This is a genomic window from Delftia sp. WSY_12 (genome assembly GCF_043104645.1).
Lineage (GTDB): Bacteria > Pseudomonadota > Gammaproteobacteria > Burkholderiales > Burkholderiaceae_C > Comamonas > Comamonas tsuruhatensis.
Window position 1 is genome coordinate 371,375 of record NZ_JBICKW010000024.1, and the last position, 15,116, is coordinate 386,490.

Consider the following 15,116-nt stretch of genomic DNA (forward strand, 5'->3'; position numbering starts at 1 on the left):
GTCCTCAAACGCGCCCGTAGGCCCAGCCCACCTGGGGCTGGATGTTCTCGATCTGGTCCACCAGGCGCAGCAGCGGCGTCAGCTCGCGGTAGCGGCTGCAGGTGGCGCGGATGTAGTGGATGAAGCGCGGCGTATCCGCCAGGTAGCGGGGCTTGCCGTCTCGCAGTGTCAGCCGTGCAAAGATGCCGGCCACCTTGAGGTGGCGCTGCAGCCCCATCCATTCCACGCCACGGTAGAACTCGCCGAAATCGTCGCCCCAGCCGCTTTGGCTGCGCGCGCCCACCAATCCCGACTTGCGTGCCTTTTCCCAGTAACGCACGGTAATGTCGATGACAAAGTCCTCTTCCCAACTGATGAAGGCATCGCGCAGCAGGCTGGCGATGTCATAGGTCACCGGGCCGTAGACCGCATCCTGGAAGTCCAGCACGCCCAGCGGGCCGCTGGCGGTCACGGGCTGCATGAGATTGCGCGTCATGAAGTCGCGGTGCACGAAGACGCTGGGTGCCGCCAGGTTGTGGGCCACGATCTGGTCGAAGGCCTTGGCCAGCGTGGCCTGCTGCCTGTCGTCGAGCACGGTCTCGCGGTGGCGCGCGATGTACCAGTCGGGGAACAGCTGCAGTTCGCGGCGCAGCAGGGCGTCGTCATAGGCGGGCAGCACGTCGGGGCGCGAGGCGGTCTGCCAGGCCAGCAGCACCTCCAGCGCCGAGCGGTACCAGGCTTCCGCGTCCTGGGGCTTTTCCGGGTCCAGCGCCTCGATGACGGTGTGGCCGCCCAGGTCGGACAGCAGCATGAAGCCGTGCACGGCGTCCCAGTCCAGGATCTGCGGCACAGCCAGGCCGGCCGAGGCCATCAGTGCCTGCACCTTGGCGAAGGGCGCGCAGTCTTCCTTGTCCGGCGGTGCATCCATGACGATGAGGCTGGCGCCGGCGGCGGTGTCCAGGCGCAGATAGCGGCGAAAGCTGGCATCGGCCGATGCCGGGCGCAGGGTTTCGGGGCGCAGCGCGTGGCGGGCGGACAGCGGGGCCAGCCAGGCGTCGAAGGCGGCATGGCGGGCGGGGTCGGCCCAGACAACGCCGGCCGTGGGGGTGTTTGGATGGCTCATGGATAATCGCGATTCTACAAACCGCCACCCCGGCGAATGCCCGGCGGTGATGCTAGGCTTGCGCCTTTGTCCACCCGCCGCTGTTGACCACCGTGTACCTCCGACCGCCGCTCCCCGATCCGCTGGCTGCCCGCGCGCCCGCGCGCCCCGCTGTACGCCCGCTGGCCTGGCTTGTGGCTCTCGCATGGGCCGGTGGCTCGACGCTGGCCCAGGCGCAGCCCGCTGCGGCCGATGAAGGCCGGCTGCAGCAGGTGCGCCCGCTGCGCCCCAGCACGCTGATGCAGGAAACCTACCCTGAGGCGGTCCGCTCCCAGCAGCCCGTCTACGTGCGTGGCGACGCGCTCAGCGGCCAGCCGGACATCAATGCGGTGATCGAGGGCAATGCCGAACTGCGCCGCGGCGACACCATGATCCGCGCCGACCGGCTCGAATACCAGGTGCCCGACGACCGCGTTAATGCCTCGGGCGCCGTGCACATCAACCAGGCCGGCAATGTCTACGAAGGCTCGCAGCTGGACCTGCAGGTCGATGCCTTCAAGGGCTTTTTCGACAACGCCGGCTACCGCTTCCTGGCCAACGGGGCCTACGGCAAATCCTCGCGCGTGGACTTCATCGACCGCGACCATGCCGTGGTCCATGACGCGACCTACACCACCTGCCAGCGCGATGACGAAGCCACCTGGCAGCCGGCCTGGATGCTGCGCGCCCGGACCTTGCACATCGACATGGCCGAGGAAGTCGGCGTGGCCGAGGGCGCGGCCCTGCAGTTCAAGGGCGTGACCGTGCTGCCCGTGCCGCGCATGAGCTTTCCGCTGTCGGACAAGCGCAAGTCGGGCCTGCTGCCTCCCACCATGGGCCTGGACAAGCTCAGCGGCATCGAATACACGCAGCCCTACTACTGGAACCTTGCGCCCAACCGCGACATGACCCTGTATCCCTCGGTCATGAGCAAGCGCGGCGTCAACCTGGGCGCCCAGTTCCGCTATCTGGAGCCCACCTATTCGGGCGAGGCCTATGCGGCCTACATGCCCGGCGACCGCCAGCGCGACCGTGACCGCTGGGCCTACTCGCTGCAGCACCGGGGCGTCATCAGCTCGCCCATCGGCAGCCTGGGGTTGAACATGAACCTCAACCGCGTCAGCGACGACAACTACTGGCGTGATTTCCCGCTGGCCGCCCGTACGCTGCGCGAGCGCCTGCTGCCCAACGACGTGAACCTGTCCTGGGCGCGTGGCGACGGGGTGCTGACCCTGCGCACCCTGTACTGGCAGACCATGCAGGACGCATCGGCGCCCATTGCCCCGCCCTACGGCATGAAGCCGCAGCTGCAATGGCGCTACACGCCGCTGGACCTGCCGCACGGCCTGGACTTCAGCTTCGTGGCCGACACCACGCGCTTCGAGATCGACAAGCCCCTGGCCGGCATGACCTACAACAACGGCCAGCGCAGCTACATGCAGGCGCAGCTGAGCCGTCCCTTCCTGTCGCCGGGCGCCTTCATCACGCCCAGGATCCAGTTGCACACCAGCAACTACCAGGTGGACCGCCTGATGAGCAACGGCAGCCGCAATGCCTCGCGCACGCTGCCCACGGTCAGTGTGGACAGCGGCCTGGTGTTCGAGCGCGACACCACGCTGTTCGGCCGCCAGCTGCTGCAGACCTTCGAGCCGCGCGCCTTCTACACCTACACGCCCTACCGCGACCAGAGCTTTCTGCCGCTGTACGACACGGCGCGCAACGACTTCAACTTCGCGAGCATCTACTCCGAAAACGACTACAACGGCCAGGACCGCATTGCCGACAACCACCTGCTGACCCTGGGCGCGACCACACGCCTGATCGACGGGGCCACGGGCGCGGAAAAGGCGCGTTTCGGCATTGCGCAGCGCGTGCGTTTCTCCGACCAGAAGGTCATCCTGCCCGGCGAGGTGCCTGCCACCAGCCGGCTGTCCGACGTGCTGCTGGGTGCGGCCATCAACTGGACCGATGCCTGGTCCACCGAAGGCACGACCCAGTACAACCGCGACCTGAACCGCCCGGTGCGCACCACCTTCGGCGCGCGCTACAGCCCCAGCTCCTACCGCACGGTGAACGTGGCCTACCGTACCCAGTACGACACCGTGGCACGCACCGATGCCAGCAAGCTGGTCGATGTGGGCTGGCAATGGCCCATCAACGACCTCTGGGGCGACAAGGGCCGTGACCTGGGGGCCGGCCGTGGCCAGGGCGGCGGCCGCTGGTACACGGTGGGCCGGCTGAACTACAGCCTGAAGGACCGCAAGCTCGTCGATACCGTGGTCGGGCTGGAGTACGACGGCTGCTGCTGGATTGGCCGCGTGGTGCTGGAGCGCCTGCAAAGCTCCATCACCCAGTCCAACACCCGGCTGCTGTTCCAGATCGAGTTCGTAGGCTTCTCGCGGCTGAGCCTGGGTGCCGACCCGCAGCGCAGCCTCAAGCAGAATGTGCCGCGCTACCAGTACCTGCGCGAGTCGGTGACGCCGCCCAGCCGCTTCACCAATTACGATTAGAGCCAAGGCTCCAAACACGCTTTTTGCAAGGCATCTCTCCCATGCGTTTTCTTTCCCAGACCCATTGCTGCGCAGCGGCCGCTGTGGCGCTGGCCTTGCTGGCCACCACAGCCCAGGCGCAAGGCCTGCGTGTTCCGGGCCAGTCCAGGGCGCCCCAGGCCGGCGATGCCTCCGTCTCGCGCGCGCTGGACGCCACCAACCAGCCCTTGTCGCGTGATCGCGGCAGCAATGCCGGCGTGCGCTCGGCCGACTACATCGTGGCCGTGGTCAACTCCGAGCCCGTGACCAACAACGAGGTGCGGGCCCGCATGGCGCGCGTGGCGCAGAACATTGCCGAGCAGGGCGGCCAGATGCCGCCCGAGGCGCTGCTGGCCCGCGAGGTGCTGGAGCGGCTGATCGTGGAAAAGGCCCAGCTGCAGGAAGCCAAGGACACGGGCCTGCGCGTGGATGACTACGCCGTGGACCAGGCGCTGACCAATGTGGCGCGGCAAAACGGCCTGGACAAGGCCGGCCTGCAGTCACGCCTGCGGGCCGAGGGCGTGAACGAAAAGCAGTTCCGCGAAGAACTGCGCCGCCAGATCACGCTGCAGCGCCTGCGCGAGCGCGATGTGGACGGCCGCGTGCGCGTGACCGAAGCCGACATCGACCGCTACCTGGCCGAGCAGCGCAGCGGCGGCGCCGACAAGGCGCCGGCGGCCGTGAACCTGGGCCACATCCTGATCGCCGTGCGCGAGGATGCCAGCCCCGCCGAAGTGGCCGAGCGCGAAGCCCGCGCCAAGCAGGCTGCCGAGGCGGCCCGCACGCAAGGCGACTTCCTGGCCGTGGTCAAGGAGTTCTCCGATGTGCCCGACGGCCAGGGCGGCGGCGCCATGGGCATGCGCCCGCTGGACCGCTACCCCGAACTGTTCACCAAGGCCGTGGGCCAGACGCCGCAGGGCGGCATCGTCGGCCCCTTCCGTTCGGGCGCGGGCTTTCACGTGCTCAAGGTGCTGGAGAAGTCGCAGGCCGGCATGCCTTCCGTGGTCACGCAAAACCATGCGCGCCACATCCTGCTGCGCATCGGCGACCAGATGACCGAGGCCGATGCCGCCAAGCGCCTGGCCGACTACAAGCGCCGCGTGGACAGCGGCCAGGCCAGCTTCGAATCGCTGGCCCGCGAGTTCTCGCAGGACGGCAGCGCGCGCAACGGCGGCGATCTGGGCTGGGCCTCGCCCGGCCAGTTCGTGCCCGAGTTCGAGCAGGTGCTCAATGCGCTGCAGCCCGGGCAGGTCAGCGACCCGCTGGTCTCGCGCTTCGGTGTGCACCTGATCCAGCTCATCGAGCGTCGCCAGGCCGCGCTGACGCCGCGCGAGCAGCGCGACATGGTGCGCAACGTGGTGCGCGAGCGCAAGCTCGAAACCGACTACCAGACCTGGCTGCAGGAGCTGCGTGGCCGCGCCTACGTCGAGTACCGCGAGCCCCCGCAATAAGACACCCTCCAAGCAGCCATGGCTGCGGCAGTCCACAATGGAAGGCGGTGCCATGGCGCACCGCCTTGCTTTTTCTATGAAACACATTCCTCGCAAACGCTTCGGCCAGAACTTCCTGACCGATGGCGGCATCATCGACGGCATCGTGCGTGCCATCGATCCCCGGCCGGGCCAGTCCATGGTCGAGATCGGTCCGGGCCTGATGGCCCTGACCCAGCCCCTGGTCGAGCGCCTGGGCCGGCTCACCGTGATCGAACTGGACCGCGACCTGGCCGTGCGCCTGCGCCTGCACGAGCAGCTCGACGTGGTCGAGTCCGACGTGCTCAAGGTGGACTTTCGCGCCATCGCTGCGCGCCTGGGCGTGCCCAAGCTGCGCATTGCGGGCAACCTGCCCTACAACATCTCCAGCCCCATCCTCTTTCACCTGCTCGAGCAGGTGGACGTGGTCGAGGACCAGCACTTCATGCTGCAAAAGGAGGTCATCGATCGCATGGTGGCCTCTCCGGCCACGGCGGCCTATGGGCGGCTGACGGTCATGCTGCAGTGGCGCTATGCGATGGAGAGCGTGCTGTACGTGCCGCCCGAGAGCTTCAATCCGCCGCCCAAGGTGGACAGCGCCGTCGTGCGCATGGTCCCGCGCGAGGCGCCGGCGGCCCTGGACGCGAAGCTGCTGGAGGAGATGGTGCAGGTGGCCTTCAGCCAGCGGCGCAAGATCCTGCGCAACACGCTGGGGCGCTGGCTGGAAGCCAAGGGCTTTGACGGGGAGTTCGACCTGCAGCGCCGCGCCGAGGAAGTGCCGGTGTCCGAGTACGAGGCACTTGCAGCCCGGTTCACGCGCAGCTAGACGCAGGTGGCGCACGGCGCCAGCGCCCACATGGGACGCTGGCGCCGTGCTATCAATGTGCGGCTCTTACAGGAAAGAGTAGAAGCAGCGGAACGGGATCTTGCGCTCGGCCCAGTACTCGGCCGCGTCGCGGAAGCTGTCCAGCAGCTGCTCGCGCACTTCCTTGTCGAACTTGGGCGTGGTCGGGATCTGGTCGAGCACGAGCACAAAGCCCGGCTGCGGGCCGGCCTTGTGGATGGGGTCGGTCAGGCAGTCGTAGAGCGCGTCGAAGTTCTTGCCGAAATGCGCGGGGAAGAAGAACTGCGTGGCCAGCAGTTCCAGGATGTCGGCCTTGGTCTGCGCATGGGCCAGGTTGGCATACAGGAAATGGCACCCCAGCGTCTCGGCCGCCTGTTGCAGATCCTCCACCCTGTAGGCGCGGATGGACTGCACGATGTTGGCGCGCACGTTCCGCAAAGGGGTGTCCGGGATCTTACGAAGTGGTGCATCCATCTCCGTGGCTCTTTCTCTAACGTGGATGTGGCCTGCGGGTACGGGCACGTGGCCTGCGGCGTCCCCGGGCTGTGGATGAAATGCAGACCCCTGCCAGCGCACTGCGTCGGACGCGGAGGGTCGAACTGGCTGCAAAGACTGGGTCGAGGTCATTCGATGATCTTGCGAAAGCTGCTGTAGTGGTCGCTGGTGTAGTAGCAGGCATCGGGCTGCTGGGGCTCTCCGCCGCAGACGATGCGGCGGGCTCCGCGGTCACGCGAGCCGGGCGTGCGCACCGTGTACTCACGGTAGTAGCCGCGCGACTGGCGCGGCAGGATGCGCTCGCGGTTGCCGAACACCGTGCCGTCCTTGTCGTGGGCAAAAGGCCCGCCGCGCAGGATCAGCGTATAGGTGGAACGGCCTTCGCGCGGCAGCTCTGACAGGGTGACGGTGGCCATGGCCGCCGTCGAATCCGCGCTCTCGGGCGCCGAGCGGCGCGCATCAGCTAGCGAGGGCGACAGCACAAAGGCGGCCCCGACGATGAGCGCTAGACCGGACTGGTACGCCTTGGCGGCGGCTGCCTTCAGCATCAACTACACCTTTCAGAAATCCAGGGATGCCCTGAAATCTCGACCCGCTAGTGTGACGGAACACCCCTCAAAATGCAAGTTCTGCCTAAAAAACAGGCAGCTTGACCGAGGAAATGTCTGGGGATTGAACAGTGAGAAGGCAACTCTGCGCCTGAGTTGCCTTCCATTCAATGCAAATGCCGCCCGTTGTCTCAAAAACGCGCGCGGCCAAAACGAGGGACACCGAGCAAGGGCCGCCCCGCAGCGAGGGTGTCGTCCCCCTCCCGCGAAGCGAGAGAGGGCGCCGTGCACACGGGGGAAGCGGCGAAGCCGCTCAGGGGGTGCTTAACGGTTAGCGTTAGCGTCCGCCACCGTCAGCGCCGTCATGTTGACGATGCGGCGCACCGTCGTGCTCGGCGTGAGGATGTGCACGGGACGGGCGGCGCCCAGCAGCACGGGGCCGATGGCAATGCCGCCGCCAGCGGCCTGCTTGAGCAGGTTGTAGCTGATGTTGGCCGCGTCGATGTTGGGCATGACCAGCAGGTTGGCATTGCCCAGCAGCGTGCTGTTGGGCATGAGCTGGGCGCGGGCCTTGCCGTCCAGGGCCACGTCGCCGTGCATCTCGCCGTCCACTTCCAGCCAGGGGGCCTGCTCGCGCAGCAGCTCCAGGGTCTGGCGCATCTTGACGGCGCTGGGCTGGTTGCTGGAGCCGTAGTTGGAGTGCGACAGCAGGGCGGCCTTGGGCTTGACGCCGAAGCGCATCATTTCCTCGGCGGCCATGATGGTGATCTCGGCCAGCTGCTCGGCCGTGGGGTCGTAGTTGACGTGGGTGTCCACCAGGAAGACCTGGCGGTCGGGCAGCAGCAGGCCGTTCATGCAGGCATAGGTCTGCACGCCGGCGCGGCGGCCGATCACCTGGTCCACGTACTGCAGGTGGTGCGATGTCTGGCCCCAGGTGCCGGTGATCAGGCCGTCCACTTCGCCCTTGTGCAGCAGCATGGAGCCGATCAGGGTCAGGCGGCGGCGCATCTCGATCCTGGCGATGGGCACGGTGATGCCCTTGCGCTCGGTCATGCGGTGGTAGGTCTGCCAGAAGTCGCGGTAGCGCTCGTCGTGCTCGACGTTGACCACGTCGTAGTCCTGGCCCTCCTTCAGGCGCAGGCCGAACTTCTCGATGCGCTGGGCAATGATGGCCGGGCGGCCGATCAGCGTGGGGCGCGCAATGCGCTCGTCCACCACGATCTGCGCGGCGCGCAGGATGCGCTCTTCCTCGCCTTCGGCATAGGCCACGCGCTTCTTGGTGGCCTTCTTGGCCGTGGCGAACAGCGGCTTCATCATCGTGCCCGAGGCGTAGACGAAGGTCTGCAGATGGGCGCGGTAGGCGTCCATGTCCTGGATCGGGCGCTGGGCCACGCCGCATTCGGCGGCAGCCTGGGCCACGGCCGAGGCGATCTTCATCATCAGGCGCGGATCGAAGGGCTTGGGGATCAGGTACTCAGGACCGAAGCTCAGCTGCTCGCCCACGTAGGCTGCCGCCACTTCCTCGCTCTGCTCGGCCTGGGCCAGTTCGGCGATGGCGTGGACGGTGGCGATTTCCATCTCGGTGGTGATGGTGGTCGCGCCGCAGTCCAGCGCACCGCGGAAGATGTACGGGAAGCACAGGACGTTGTTGACCTGGTTGGGATAGTCCGAGCGGCCCGTGGCGATGATGGCGTCGCTGCGCACGGCCTTGACGTCTTCGGGAACGATTTCGGGGTTGGGATTGGCCAGCGCGAAGATCACCGGGCGCGCGGCCATCTTGACCACCATGTCCTGCTTGAGCACGCCGCCAGCGGACAGGCCGAGGAAGACGTCGGCGCCTTCGATGACCTGGCCCAGTGTGCGCAGCTCGGTGGCGCGTGCGAACTGGGCCTTGTCCTCGTCCATCAGTTCGGTGCGGCCTTCGTAGACCACGCCGGCCAGGTCGGTGACGAACACGTTCTCCCGGCGCAGGCCGACCTTGAGCAGCAGGTTCAGGCAGGCCAGGGCAGCGGCGCCCGCGCCCGAGGCGACGAGCCGGACCTCCTCGATCTTCTTGCCCGCGACCTTGAGCGCGTTGACCATGGCCGCAGCCACGGTGATGGCCGTGCCGTGCTGGTCATCGTGGAAGACGGGGATCTTCAGGCGGCGGCGCAGTTCGCGCTCCACGAAGAAGCACTCGGGCGCCTTGATGTCTTCCAGGTTGATGGCGCCGAAGGTGGGCTCCAGCGCGGCGATCACGTCGACCAGCTTTTGCGGGTCCTTCTCGTTGATCTCGATGTCGAAGACGTCCACGCCCGCGAACTTCTTGAACAGGACGGCCTTGCCTTCCATCACCGGCTTGGAGGCCAGCGCGCCGATGTCGCCCAGTCCCAGCACGGCCGTGCCGTTGGAGATCACGGCCACCAGGTTGCCGCGCGCCGTGTACTTGAAGGCGGCGGCCGGATCCTTGACGATCTCTTCGCAGGGCGCTGCCACGCCGGGCGAGTAGGCCAGGGCCAGGTCATGCTGGTTGGCCATGGGCTTGGTCGGCACGATGGTCAGCTTGCCGGGCTTGGGAAACTCGTGGTATTCGAGTGCGGCACGGCGCAGCTGGGCACGTTTATCGGAAGGGGTCGGGGCCGTGTTGTCGGACATCAAGCGTCTCCAGCGAAGGCATGGCCAACGCACGCGCGGATCAGCCCGCGTGCCGTCGGCCGAGGTAGGGGGGAACCGATTGTAGGCCGACAGGCAATAGCCGGGCCCTGCTGTGAAACTGTTGTGATGCCTGGTTGCCCAATGTCCTGCGGCGGCGGCGGTCTTTGCTTGCGCGGCGCCGCAAAGCCGGGCAATCACATGGCGTCCATCAGATGGCGTCCAGCGGAAACACCGGGCGGCTGACCCGGGCGAACGGAAAGCGCGAATAGTCCGAGGTGGTCACGCCGGGGCTGTCGCACTCGACCAGGCCGGCCGACAGCGGCACGAAGACGGGCCGGCAGTACATGCGCGACTTGAGCAGCACGAAGCGAAAGCGCGTCGGGTCCATGCCCACGCAGTGGAACACGCCCAGGTCCCAGGGCTCGTGCGTCTGCTCGGTGATCACGATCTGCGCTGCGCCCGTGTCCAGGCAGACCGTGCGGCCCATGTGGCAGCGCTGGCCGGTGTAGATGGGGCCGCTGACCGTGTAGGCGCCGTCGCTGACGGCGCGCACCGTGCCGCGCAGCCGCAGCGGCTGCTTGTGCAGGCCGATGCGTTCCAGCGAGACCTTGTTGCCCAGCGCGATCTCCACCTCGGCTCCTTCGCCGGCCGCCGTGAGCGAGGCAACCGCTTCGGGGTCGCACAGCGGGCCCACGGCAATGCCTGACAGGCCCAGCTCCAGCGCGGTCTGCAGCACGTCCATGGTGTCGCAGGTGCCGCCGGACATGCAGTTGTCGCCATGGTCGAGCAGCAGCACGGGGCGGTCGGCGCCGTCGGCCAGGGCCTGGGCGCGGCGCAGCGAATCGGCCAGCGGCTCGCTGCGGTAGACGAAGTCGGCGCGGCGCTGCCAGATCCGGGCGGCCAGCGCGTCCACGCTCGCCTGGGTGGCCGCGCGCTCGTCGGTCCTGCAGGTGGCGACCACGCTCACGCAGGGCGCGGCGATGTCGGCCAGCGAGAAGCCGCCGAACACCGAGACCGCGGGCAGGCCCTCCGCTTCCAGGGCGCGCGCTGCGTTCACGGCGTCCAGCATGGGGCCGTCCAGCGTGGTGCTGCGCAGCGTGTGGCTCATCAGGGGCAGGCGGTGCCAGCACACGGCGTAGCGCGCGCGGCCGGCCAGCATGTCCAGCAGCAGGCGGCCCGCATGCTCGCCGGTCTCGTACATGTCGATGTGCGGATAGGTCTTGAAGCCCACCATCACGTCGGCATTGCCCACCATTTTTTCGGTGATGTTGCCGTGCAGGTCCAGCGCCACGCCAACGGGCACGCCGGGTGCGGCGGCGCGCACGCGTTCGAGCAGGTCGCCTTCGCCGTCGGCGCTGTTCTCGGCCACCATGGCGCCGTGCAGGTCCAGCAAGATGGCATCGCAGCCCGGCGCGGCCGCCACGATGCGGCGAGTGAGTTCGTCATAGGCGGCCGCATGCACGGGGCCGCTGGGATTGGAGGTGGCCGATACCGGCGTGACCAGGGTGGCGCCCGCCGCCTCGGCCAGGTCGATGAAGGCGGCCATGGCCGTGCGCATGCCCTTGTTGGCCGAATAGGCGGCCTCGCCATAGGTGGGCGCAAACGCCTCGATGGGCGTGGGCACGGGCGAGAAGGTATTGGTCTCGTGGTTGAGCCGGGCGATCAGGATCTTCATGCCGGCACCCCGCCGTCCGCTGCCTGCACCACGCCCGCAGCCGCCAGCATGGCGCGCAGCAGCACGTTGCAGCCGGCCTCCAGGTGGGCGGGCTCGGCATCCTCGATCTCGTTGTGGCTGATGCCGTCGGCGCAGGGCACGAAGATCATGGCGGCAGGCGCCACGCGCGCCAGGTAGACGGCATCGTGGCCCGCGCCGCTGACCACGTCCATGGCGCTGTAGCCCAGGTCGGCCGCATTGGCGCGCACGGCCTCCACCAGGTGCGGCGTGAAGGGCTGGGGCGGGAAGTAGACGACCTGCTCCACGCCAACGGTCACGCCATGCGCGGCCGCAATGCGCTCGCAGGCCGCGCGCAGTGCGGCATCCATGTCCAGCAACTGGCCGTCGTCCGGCGCGCGCAGGTCCACGCTGAGCTTGACGCCGCCCGGGATCACGTTGCGCGAGTTGGGAAACACCTCCAGCGATCCCACGGTGCCGCGCGCATGCGGCAGGCGGTCCAGGGCGATGCGGTTGACCTCGGCCACGAGGTCGCTGGCGGCCAGCAGGGCGTCGCGGCGCAGCTCCATGGGCGTGGGGCCGGCATGGGCCTCCATGCCCTGCACGCTGACGTCGTACCAGCGCTGGCCCAGCGCGGCGCTGACCACGCCGATCACGCGTTCATGGTTTTCCAGCACCGGGCCCTGCTCGATATGGGCCTCGAAATACGCGCCCACCGCAGGCGCCGGGCCGGCCGGCCCGGCATAGCCGATGGCGCGCAGCGCCTCGTCCACGCTCACGCCCTGGGCATCGCGCTGGGCCAGCGCATGCTCCAGCGTGAAGGCATTGACGAACACGCCCGAGCCCATCATCACGGGCACGAAGCGCGAGCCTTCCTCGTTGGTCCACACGGCCACTTCCAACGGGGCGCGCGTGCGCACGCCGCCATCGCCCAGCGTGCGCAGCACCTCCAGCCCGGCCAGCACGCCGTAGTTGCCGTCGAACTTGCCGCCCGTGGGCTGGGTGTCGATGTGGCTGCCCGTCATCACGGGCGGCAGCGCATCGTCCAGGCCTGCGCGGCGCGCGAAGATGTTGCCGATGGCATCGACGCGGATGCTGCAGCCGGCCTCGCGCGCCCACTGCACGAAGAGATCGCGCCCCTGGCGGTCCAGGTCCGTCAGCGCCAGGCGGCACACGCCGCCCTTGGGTGTGGCGCCTATGCGCGCCAGGTCCATCAGCGATTGCCACAGGCGGGCGCCGTCGGTGCGCAGCCCGGCCGCAACGGCGGCGGCTGCAAGAGGGGTACTGAGATCCATGAATGACTCCTGGGAATGCGAAAGGCGGTGGATCAGGCGATCCCTACACCGAGATACCGGTCCTTGATGGCGTCATCGGCCAGGAAAGCGGCATTGCCTGCCTCGTGCGCAATCGCACCCTGTTCGATGATGTAGTGGCGGTCGGCCAGCTGGGTGCAGACCTCCAGGTTCTGCTCCACCAGCAAGATCGCCACGCCAGCGGCCTTGATGGTCTTGAGCTGGGCCACGATCTCCTCCACGATCACGGGCGCCAGGCCCTCGACGGGCTCGTCCAGCATGAGCAGGCGCGGCGCGTTCATCAGGGCGCGGCCTATGGCCAGCATCTGCTGCTCGCCGCCCGACAGCTGGCCGCCGCCGTTGCCGCGCCGCTCCTTGAGGCGCGGGAAGATGCGGTAGATGTCGGCCAGTTGCCAGGGCGAGCGCTTGCGCTGGCCCAGCATCAGGTTCTCCTCCACCGTGAGCAGCTTGAAGATGCCGCGGTGCTCGGGCACCAGGCAGATGCCGCGCTGGGCCACCTGGTGCGTGGCCAGCCGGTGCACGGGCTCGCCGCCGAAGCGGATCTGCCCCTGCGAGGGCTGCATCACGCCTGCGATGGACTTGAGCGTGGTGGTCTTGCCCGCGCCGTTGCGGCCCAGCAGCGTGACCAGCTCGCCGTCCTGCACCTGCAGCGACACGCCCTGCAGCACATGGCTCTTGCCGTAGTGGGCGTGTATGCCCTCGACCGAAAGCAGGGGACCGCTCATGCCTTTCCTCCCGTGATCATGTTGCCCAGATAGGCGCTGCGAACGCGCTCGTCGGCGCGGATCTCGTGGGGCAGTCCTTCGGCCAGCACGCGGCCCTGCTGCATGACGGTGATGGTGTCGGAGATGTCCATGACGATGTTCATGTTGTGCTCGATGAGCACCACGGTGTGCTCATCCCTGAGGCCCTGGATCAGGCGCTTCATCTCGTCCAGGTCATCGATGCCCATGCCCGAGGTCGGCTCGTCCAGGAAGATGGCCTTGGGCCGCGCGGCCAGGGCCATGCCCACCTCCAGCCGCCGCTGCTGGCCGTGCGAGAGGTTGCCGGCCGGCGTGTCCGCATGGCGCTCCAGACCCAGGCGCGAGAGCACGCTGGCCACGGTGTCGGCCAGGGCGCGAGCACCCACGGGCGCGTTCCAGCAGTCCAGCGCCCTGGCGGGCGCCACGCCCTGGGCGGCCAGGCGCAGGTTCTCGCGCACGGGCAGGGTCAGGAACAGGCTGGTGACCTGAAAGGACCGTGCCATGCCACGCCGCACGCGGCGGTGGTCGGGCTCGCGCGTCACGTCGTGGCCGTCGAAGACGATGCGCCCGCCGCTCACGCTCTTGGTGCCCGTGAGCATGTGGAACAGCGTGGTCTTGCCCGCGCCGTTGGGGCCGATCACCGAGTGCACGGTATGGGCGCGCACCTTGAGGTCCACGCCGCCCAGGGCGACGAACTTGTCATAGCGCTTCTCGACGCCCACGGCCTCGAGCAGGATGGGAGATGCTGCGGCGCTCATGCCTGGCCTCCTTTGGTTTCTGCAGCGGCCGCCGCGGCATCTGCCGGCCCTTTGCGGCGCACCAGGGCCCACAGGCTCTCGCCCAGGCCCCACAGGCCGCGCTGCAGGCCCAGGCTCACGATCATCAGCACCACGCCCAGCAGCAGCAGCCAGCGCGGCCACAGCGTGGACAGCCAGTCGCCCAGCAGCACGTAGAAGGCCGCGCCCAGCACCGAGGCCAGCAGGTTGCCCGTGCCGCCGATCACGGTCATCACCAGGATCATTTCGCTGGTGTGGTACTCGGCATTGGACAGCGGGGCGATGCCCGTCATCATGGCGTGCAGCGCGCCGGCCAGGCCCGTGACCGCGCCCGAGATCACGAAGGCCTGCAGCTTGAGCAGCCTCAGGTCGTAGCCCACGGCGGCGGCGCGCTCCTCGTTGTCGCGCACGGCCAGCAGCGTGCGGCCGAACATGGAGTCGCAGACGCGGCGCAGCAGCCAGAACACCACCAGAAAGAGCACGGCCACAAAGCCGTAGTACTGCCAGGGCGTGGCCAGCGGCCACAGCGTCTGGCCGGCCACCGCGAGGGCGGGGCGGGGCACATCGAGCAGGCCGTTGTCGCCGCCGGTGATGTCCGTGGCCGAGTAGGCCAGAAAATAGAACATCTGCGCAAACGCCAGGGTGAGCATCACGAAATAGGTGCCGCGCTGGCGTATGGCCACCCAGCCGACGATGGCCGCGCCAACGGCGCCCATGGCGGTGGCGGCCAGCAGGGCCAGCGGCATGGGCAGGGGCCAGCGTGTCAGCAGCAGGGCGATGGTGTAGCTGCCCAGCCCGAAGAAGATGCCCTGCCCGAAGGACAGCAGCCCCGTGTAGCCCAGCAGCAGATTGCAGCCCATGGCCGCGAGGCCGAAGATCAGCACTTCGCTGGCCAGCGAGCCCGACTGCATGCACAGCGGCATGGCCACCACGATGGCCAGCGCGAGAAGGAGATGGGAATGCCTGGTCATGGT

General features: G+C 68.2%; 12 protein-coding genes. 3 read left to right on the forward strand and 9 right to left on the reverse strand.

All coding sequences use genetic code 11. The features are described from left to right. Nucleotides 1-4 precede the first annotated feature (4 nt). A complete protein-coding gene (locus ACF8LI_RS16610; protein WP_016447236.1) occupies nucleotides 5-1,102 on the reverse strand; it encodes an aminoglycoside phosphotransferase family protein in 1,098 nt (365 codons plus the stop codon). A gap of 92 nt (nucleotides 1,103-1,194) precedes the next feature. Between ACF8LI_RS16610 and ACF8LI_RS16615 the strand changes: the two genes are divergently transcribed. The 3 genes from ACF8LI_RS16615 to rsmA all read left to right on the forward strand — a co-directional run bounded on the left by ACF8LI_RS16615 (nucleotide 1,195) and on the right by rsmA (nucleotide 5,943). Next, nucleotides 1,195-3,630 (forward strand): LPS-assembly protein LptD, encoded by a 2,436-nt coding sequence (locus ACF8LI_RS16615; RefSeq protein WP_392413379.1) that lies wholly within the window; start codon nucleotides 1,195-1,197, stop codon nucleotides 3,628-3,630. A gap of 41 nt (nucleotides 3,631-3,671) precedes the next feature. Next, nucleotides 3,672-5,099, forward strand: a complete 1,428-nt coding sequence (locus ACF8LI_RS16620) for a peptidylprolyl isomerase (protein WP_016447234.1) — start codon at nucleotides 3,672-3,674, stop codon at nucleotides 5,097-5,099. 76 nt (nucleotides 5,100-5,175) lie between these two features. Beyond that, nucleotides 5,176-5,943: a 16S rRNA (adenine(1518)-N(6)/adenine(1519)-N(6))-dimethyltransferase RsmA gene (gene rsmA / locus ACF8LI_RS16625; protein ID WP_017404994.1), complete on the forward strand. Its 768-nt coding sequence runs from the start codon at nucleotides 5,176-5,178 to the stop codon at nucleotides 5,941-5,943. A gap of 66 nt (nucleotides 5,944-6,009) precedes the next feature. Here rsmA and ACF8LI_RS16630 read toward each other — a convergent pair whose 3' ends face one another. The 8 genes from ACF8LI_RS16630 to ACF8LI_RS16665 all read right to left on the reverse strand — a co-directional run bounded on the left by ACF8LI_RS16630 (nucleotide 6,010) and on the right by ACF8LI_RS16665 (nucleotide 15,113). Beyond that, on the reverse strand, nucleotides 6,010-6,435 hold the full coding sequence (locus ACF8LI_RS16630; protein ID WP_013804792.1) for a barstar family protein: 426 nt from the start codon (nucleotides 6,433-6,435) through the stop codon (nucleotides 6,010-6,012). Nucleotides 6,436-6,584: 149 nt separating this feature from the next. Continuing rightward, nucleotides 6,585-7,004, reverse strand: a complete 420-nt coding sequence (locus ACF8LI_RS16635; protein ID WP_016447232.1) for a ribonuclease domain-containing protein — start codon at nucleotides 7,002-7,004, stop codon at nucleotides 6,585-6,587. 324 nt (nucleotides 7,005-7,328) lie between these two features. Continuing rightward, nucleotides 7,329-9,638: an NADP-dependent malic enzyme gene (locus ACF8LI_RS16640; RefSeq protein WP_016447231.1), complete on the reverse strand. Its 2,310-nt coding sequence runs from the start codon at nucleotides 9,636-9,638 to the stop codon at nucleotides 7,329-7,331. A gap of 208 nt (nucleotides 9,639-9,846) precedes the next feature. After that, the gene (locus ACF8LI_RS16645) at nucleotides 9,847-11,313 is read right to left on the reverse strand and encodes a M81 family metallopeptidase (protein WP_392413380.1); all 1,467 of its coding nucleotides are present in this window, start codon (nucleotides 11,311-11,313) and stop codon (nucleotides 9,847-9,849) included. After that, nucleotides 11,310-12,605, reverse strand: coding sequence for a Zn-dependent hydrolase (locus tag ACF8LI_RS16650; RefSeq protein WP_047219255.1), 1,296 nt, complete (start codon nucleotides 12,603-12,605; stop codon nucleotides 11,310-11,312). Before ACF8LI_RS16650 ends, ACF8LI_RS16645 begins: the two co-directional genes overlap by 4 nt. 32 nt (nucleotides 12,606-12,637) lie before the next feature. Next, nucleotides 12,638-13,348, reverse strand: a complete 711-nt coding sequence (locus ACF8LI_RS16655) for an ABC transporter ATP-binding protein (protein ID WP_017404300.1) — start codon at nucleotides 13,346-13,348, stop codon at nucleotides 12,638-12,640. Then, nucleotides 13,345-14,124 (reverse strand): ABC transporter ATP-binding protein, encoded by a 780-nt coding sequence (locus ACF8LI_RS16660; RefSeq protein ID WP_012207823.1) that lies wholly within the window; start codon nucleotides 14,122-14,124, stop codon nucleotides 13,345-13,347. The genes ACF8LI_RS16655 and ACF8LI_RS16660 overlap by 4 nt, the downstream gene beginning before the upstream one ends. Further along, on the reverse strand, nucleotides 14,121-15,113 hold the full coding sequence (locus tag ACF8LI_RS16665; RefSeq protein ID WP_392413381.1) for a branched-chain amino acid ABC transporter permease: 993 nt from the start codon (nucleotides 15,111-15,113) through the stop codon (nucleotides 14,121-14,123). Before ACF8LI_RS16665 ends, ACF8LI_RS16660 begins: the two co-directional genes overlap by 4 nt. Nucleotides 15,114-15,116: the final 3 nt, after the last annotated feature.

Coding starts and splice junctions, on each gene's coding strand:
- ACF8LI_RS16610 (WP_016447236.1), bottom strand. CDS start 1,102: ATGAGCCATCCAAACACCCCCACGGCCGGCGTTGTCTGGGCCGACCCC.
- ACF8LI_RS16620 (WP_016447234.1), top strand. CDS start 3,672: ATGCGTTTTCTTTCCCAGACCCATTGCTGCGCAGCGGCCGCTGTGGCG.
- rsmA (WP_017404994.1), top strand. CDS start 5,176: ATGAAACACATTCCTCGCAAACGCTTCGGCCAGAACTTCCTGACCGAT.
- ACF8LI_RS16630 (WP_013804792.1), bottom strand. CDS start 6,435: ATGGATGCACCACTTCGTAAGATCCCGGACACCCCTTTGCGGAACGTG.
- ACF8LI_RS16635 (WP_016447232.1), bottom strand. CDS start 7,004: ATGCTGAAGGCAGCCGCCGCCAAGGCGTACCAGTCCGGTCTAGCGCTC.
- ACF8LI_RS16640 (WP_016447231.1), bottom strand. CDS start 9,638: ATGTCCGACAACACGGCCCCGACCCCTTCCGATAAACGTGCCCAGCTG.
- ACF8LI_RS16645 (WP_392413380.1), bottom strand. CDS start 11,313: ATGAAGATCCTGATCGCCCGGCTCAACCACGAGACCAATACCTTCTCG.
- ACF8LI_RS16650 (WP_047219255.1), bottom strand. CDS start 12,605: ATGGATCTCAGTACCCCTCTTGCAGCCGCCGCCGTTGCGGCCGGGCTG.
- ACF8LI_RS16655 (WP_017404300.1), bottom strand. CDS start 13,348: ATGAGCGGTCCCCTGCTTTCGGTCGAGGGCATACACGCCCACTACGGC.
- ACF8LI_RS16660 (WP_012207823.1), bottom strand. CDS start 14,124: ATGAGCGCCGCAGCATCTCCCATCCTGCTCGAGGCCGTGGGCGTCGAG.
- ACF8LI_RS16665 (WP_392413381.1), bottom strand. CDS start 15,113: ATGACCAGGCATTCCCATCTCCTTCTCGCGCTGGCCATCGTGGTGGCC.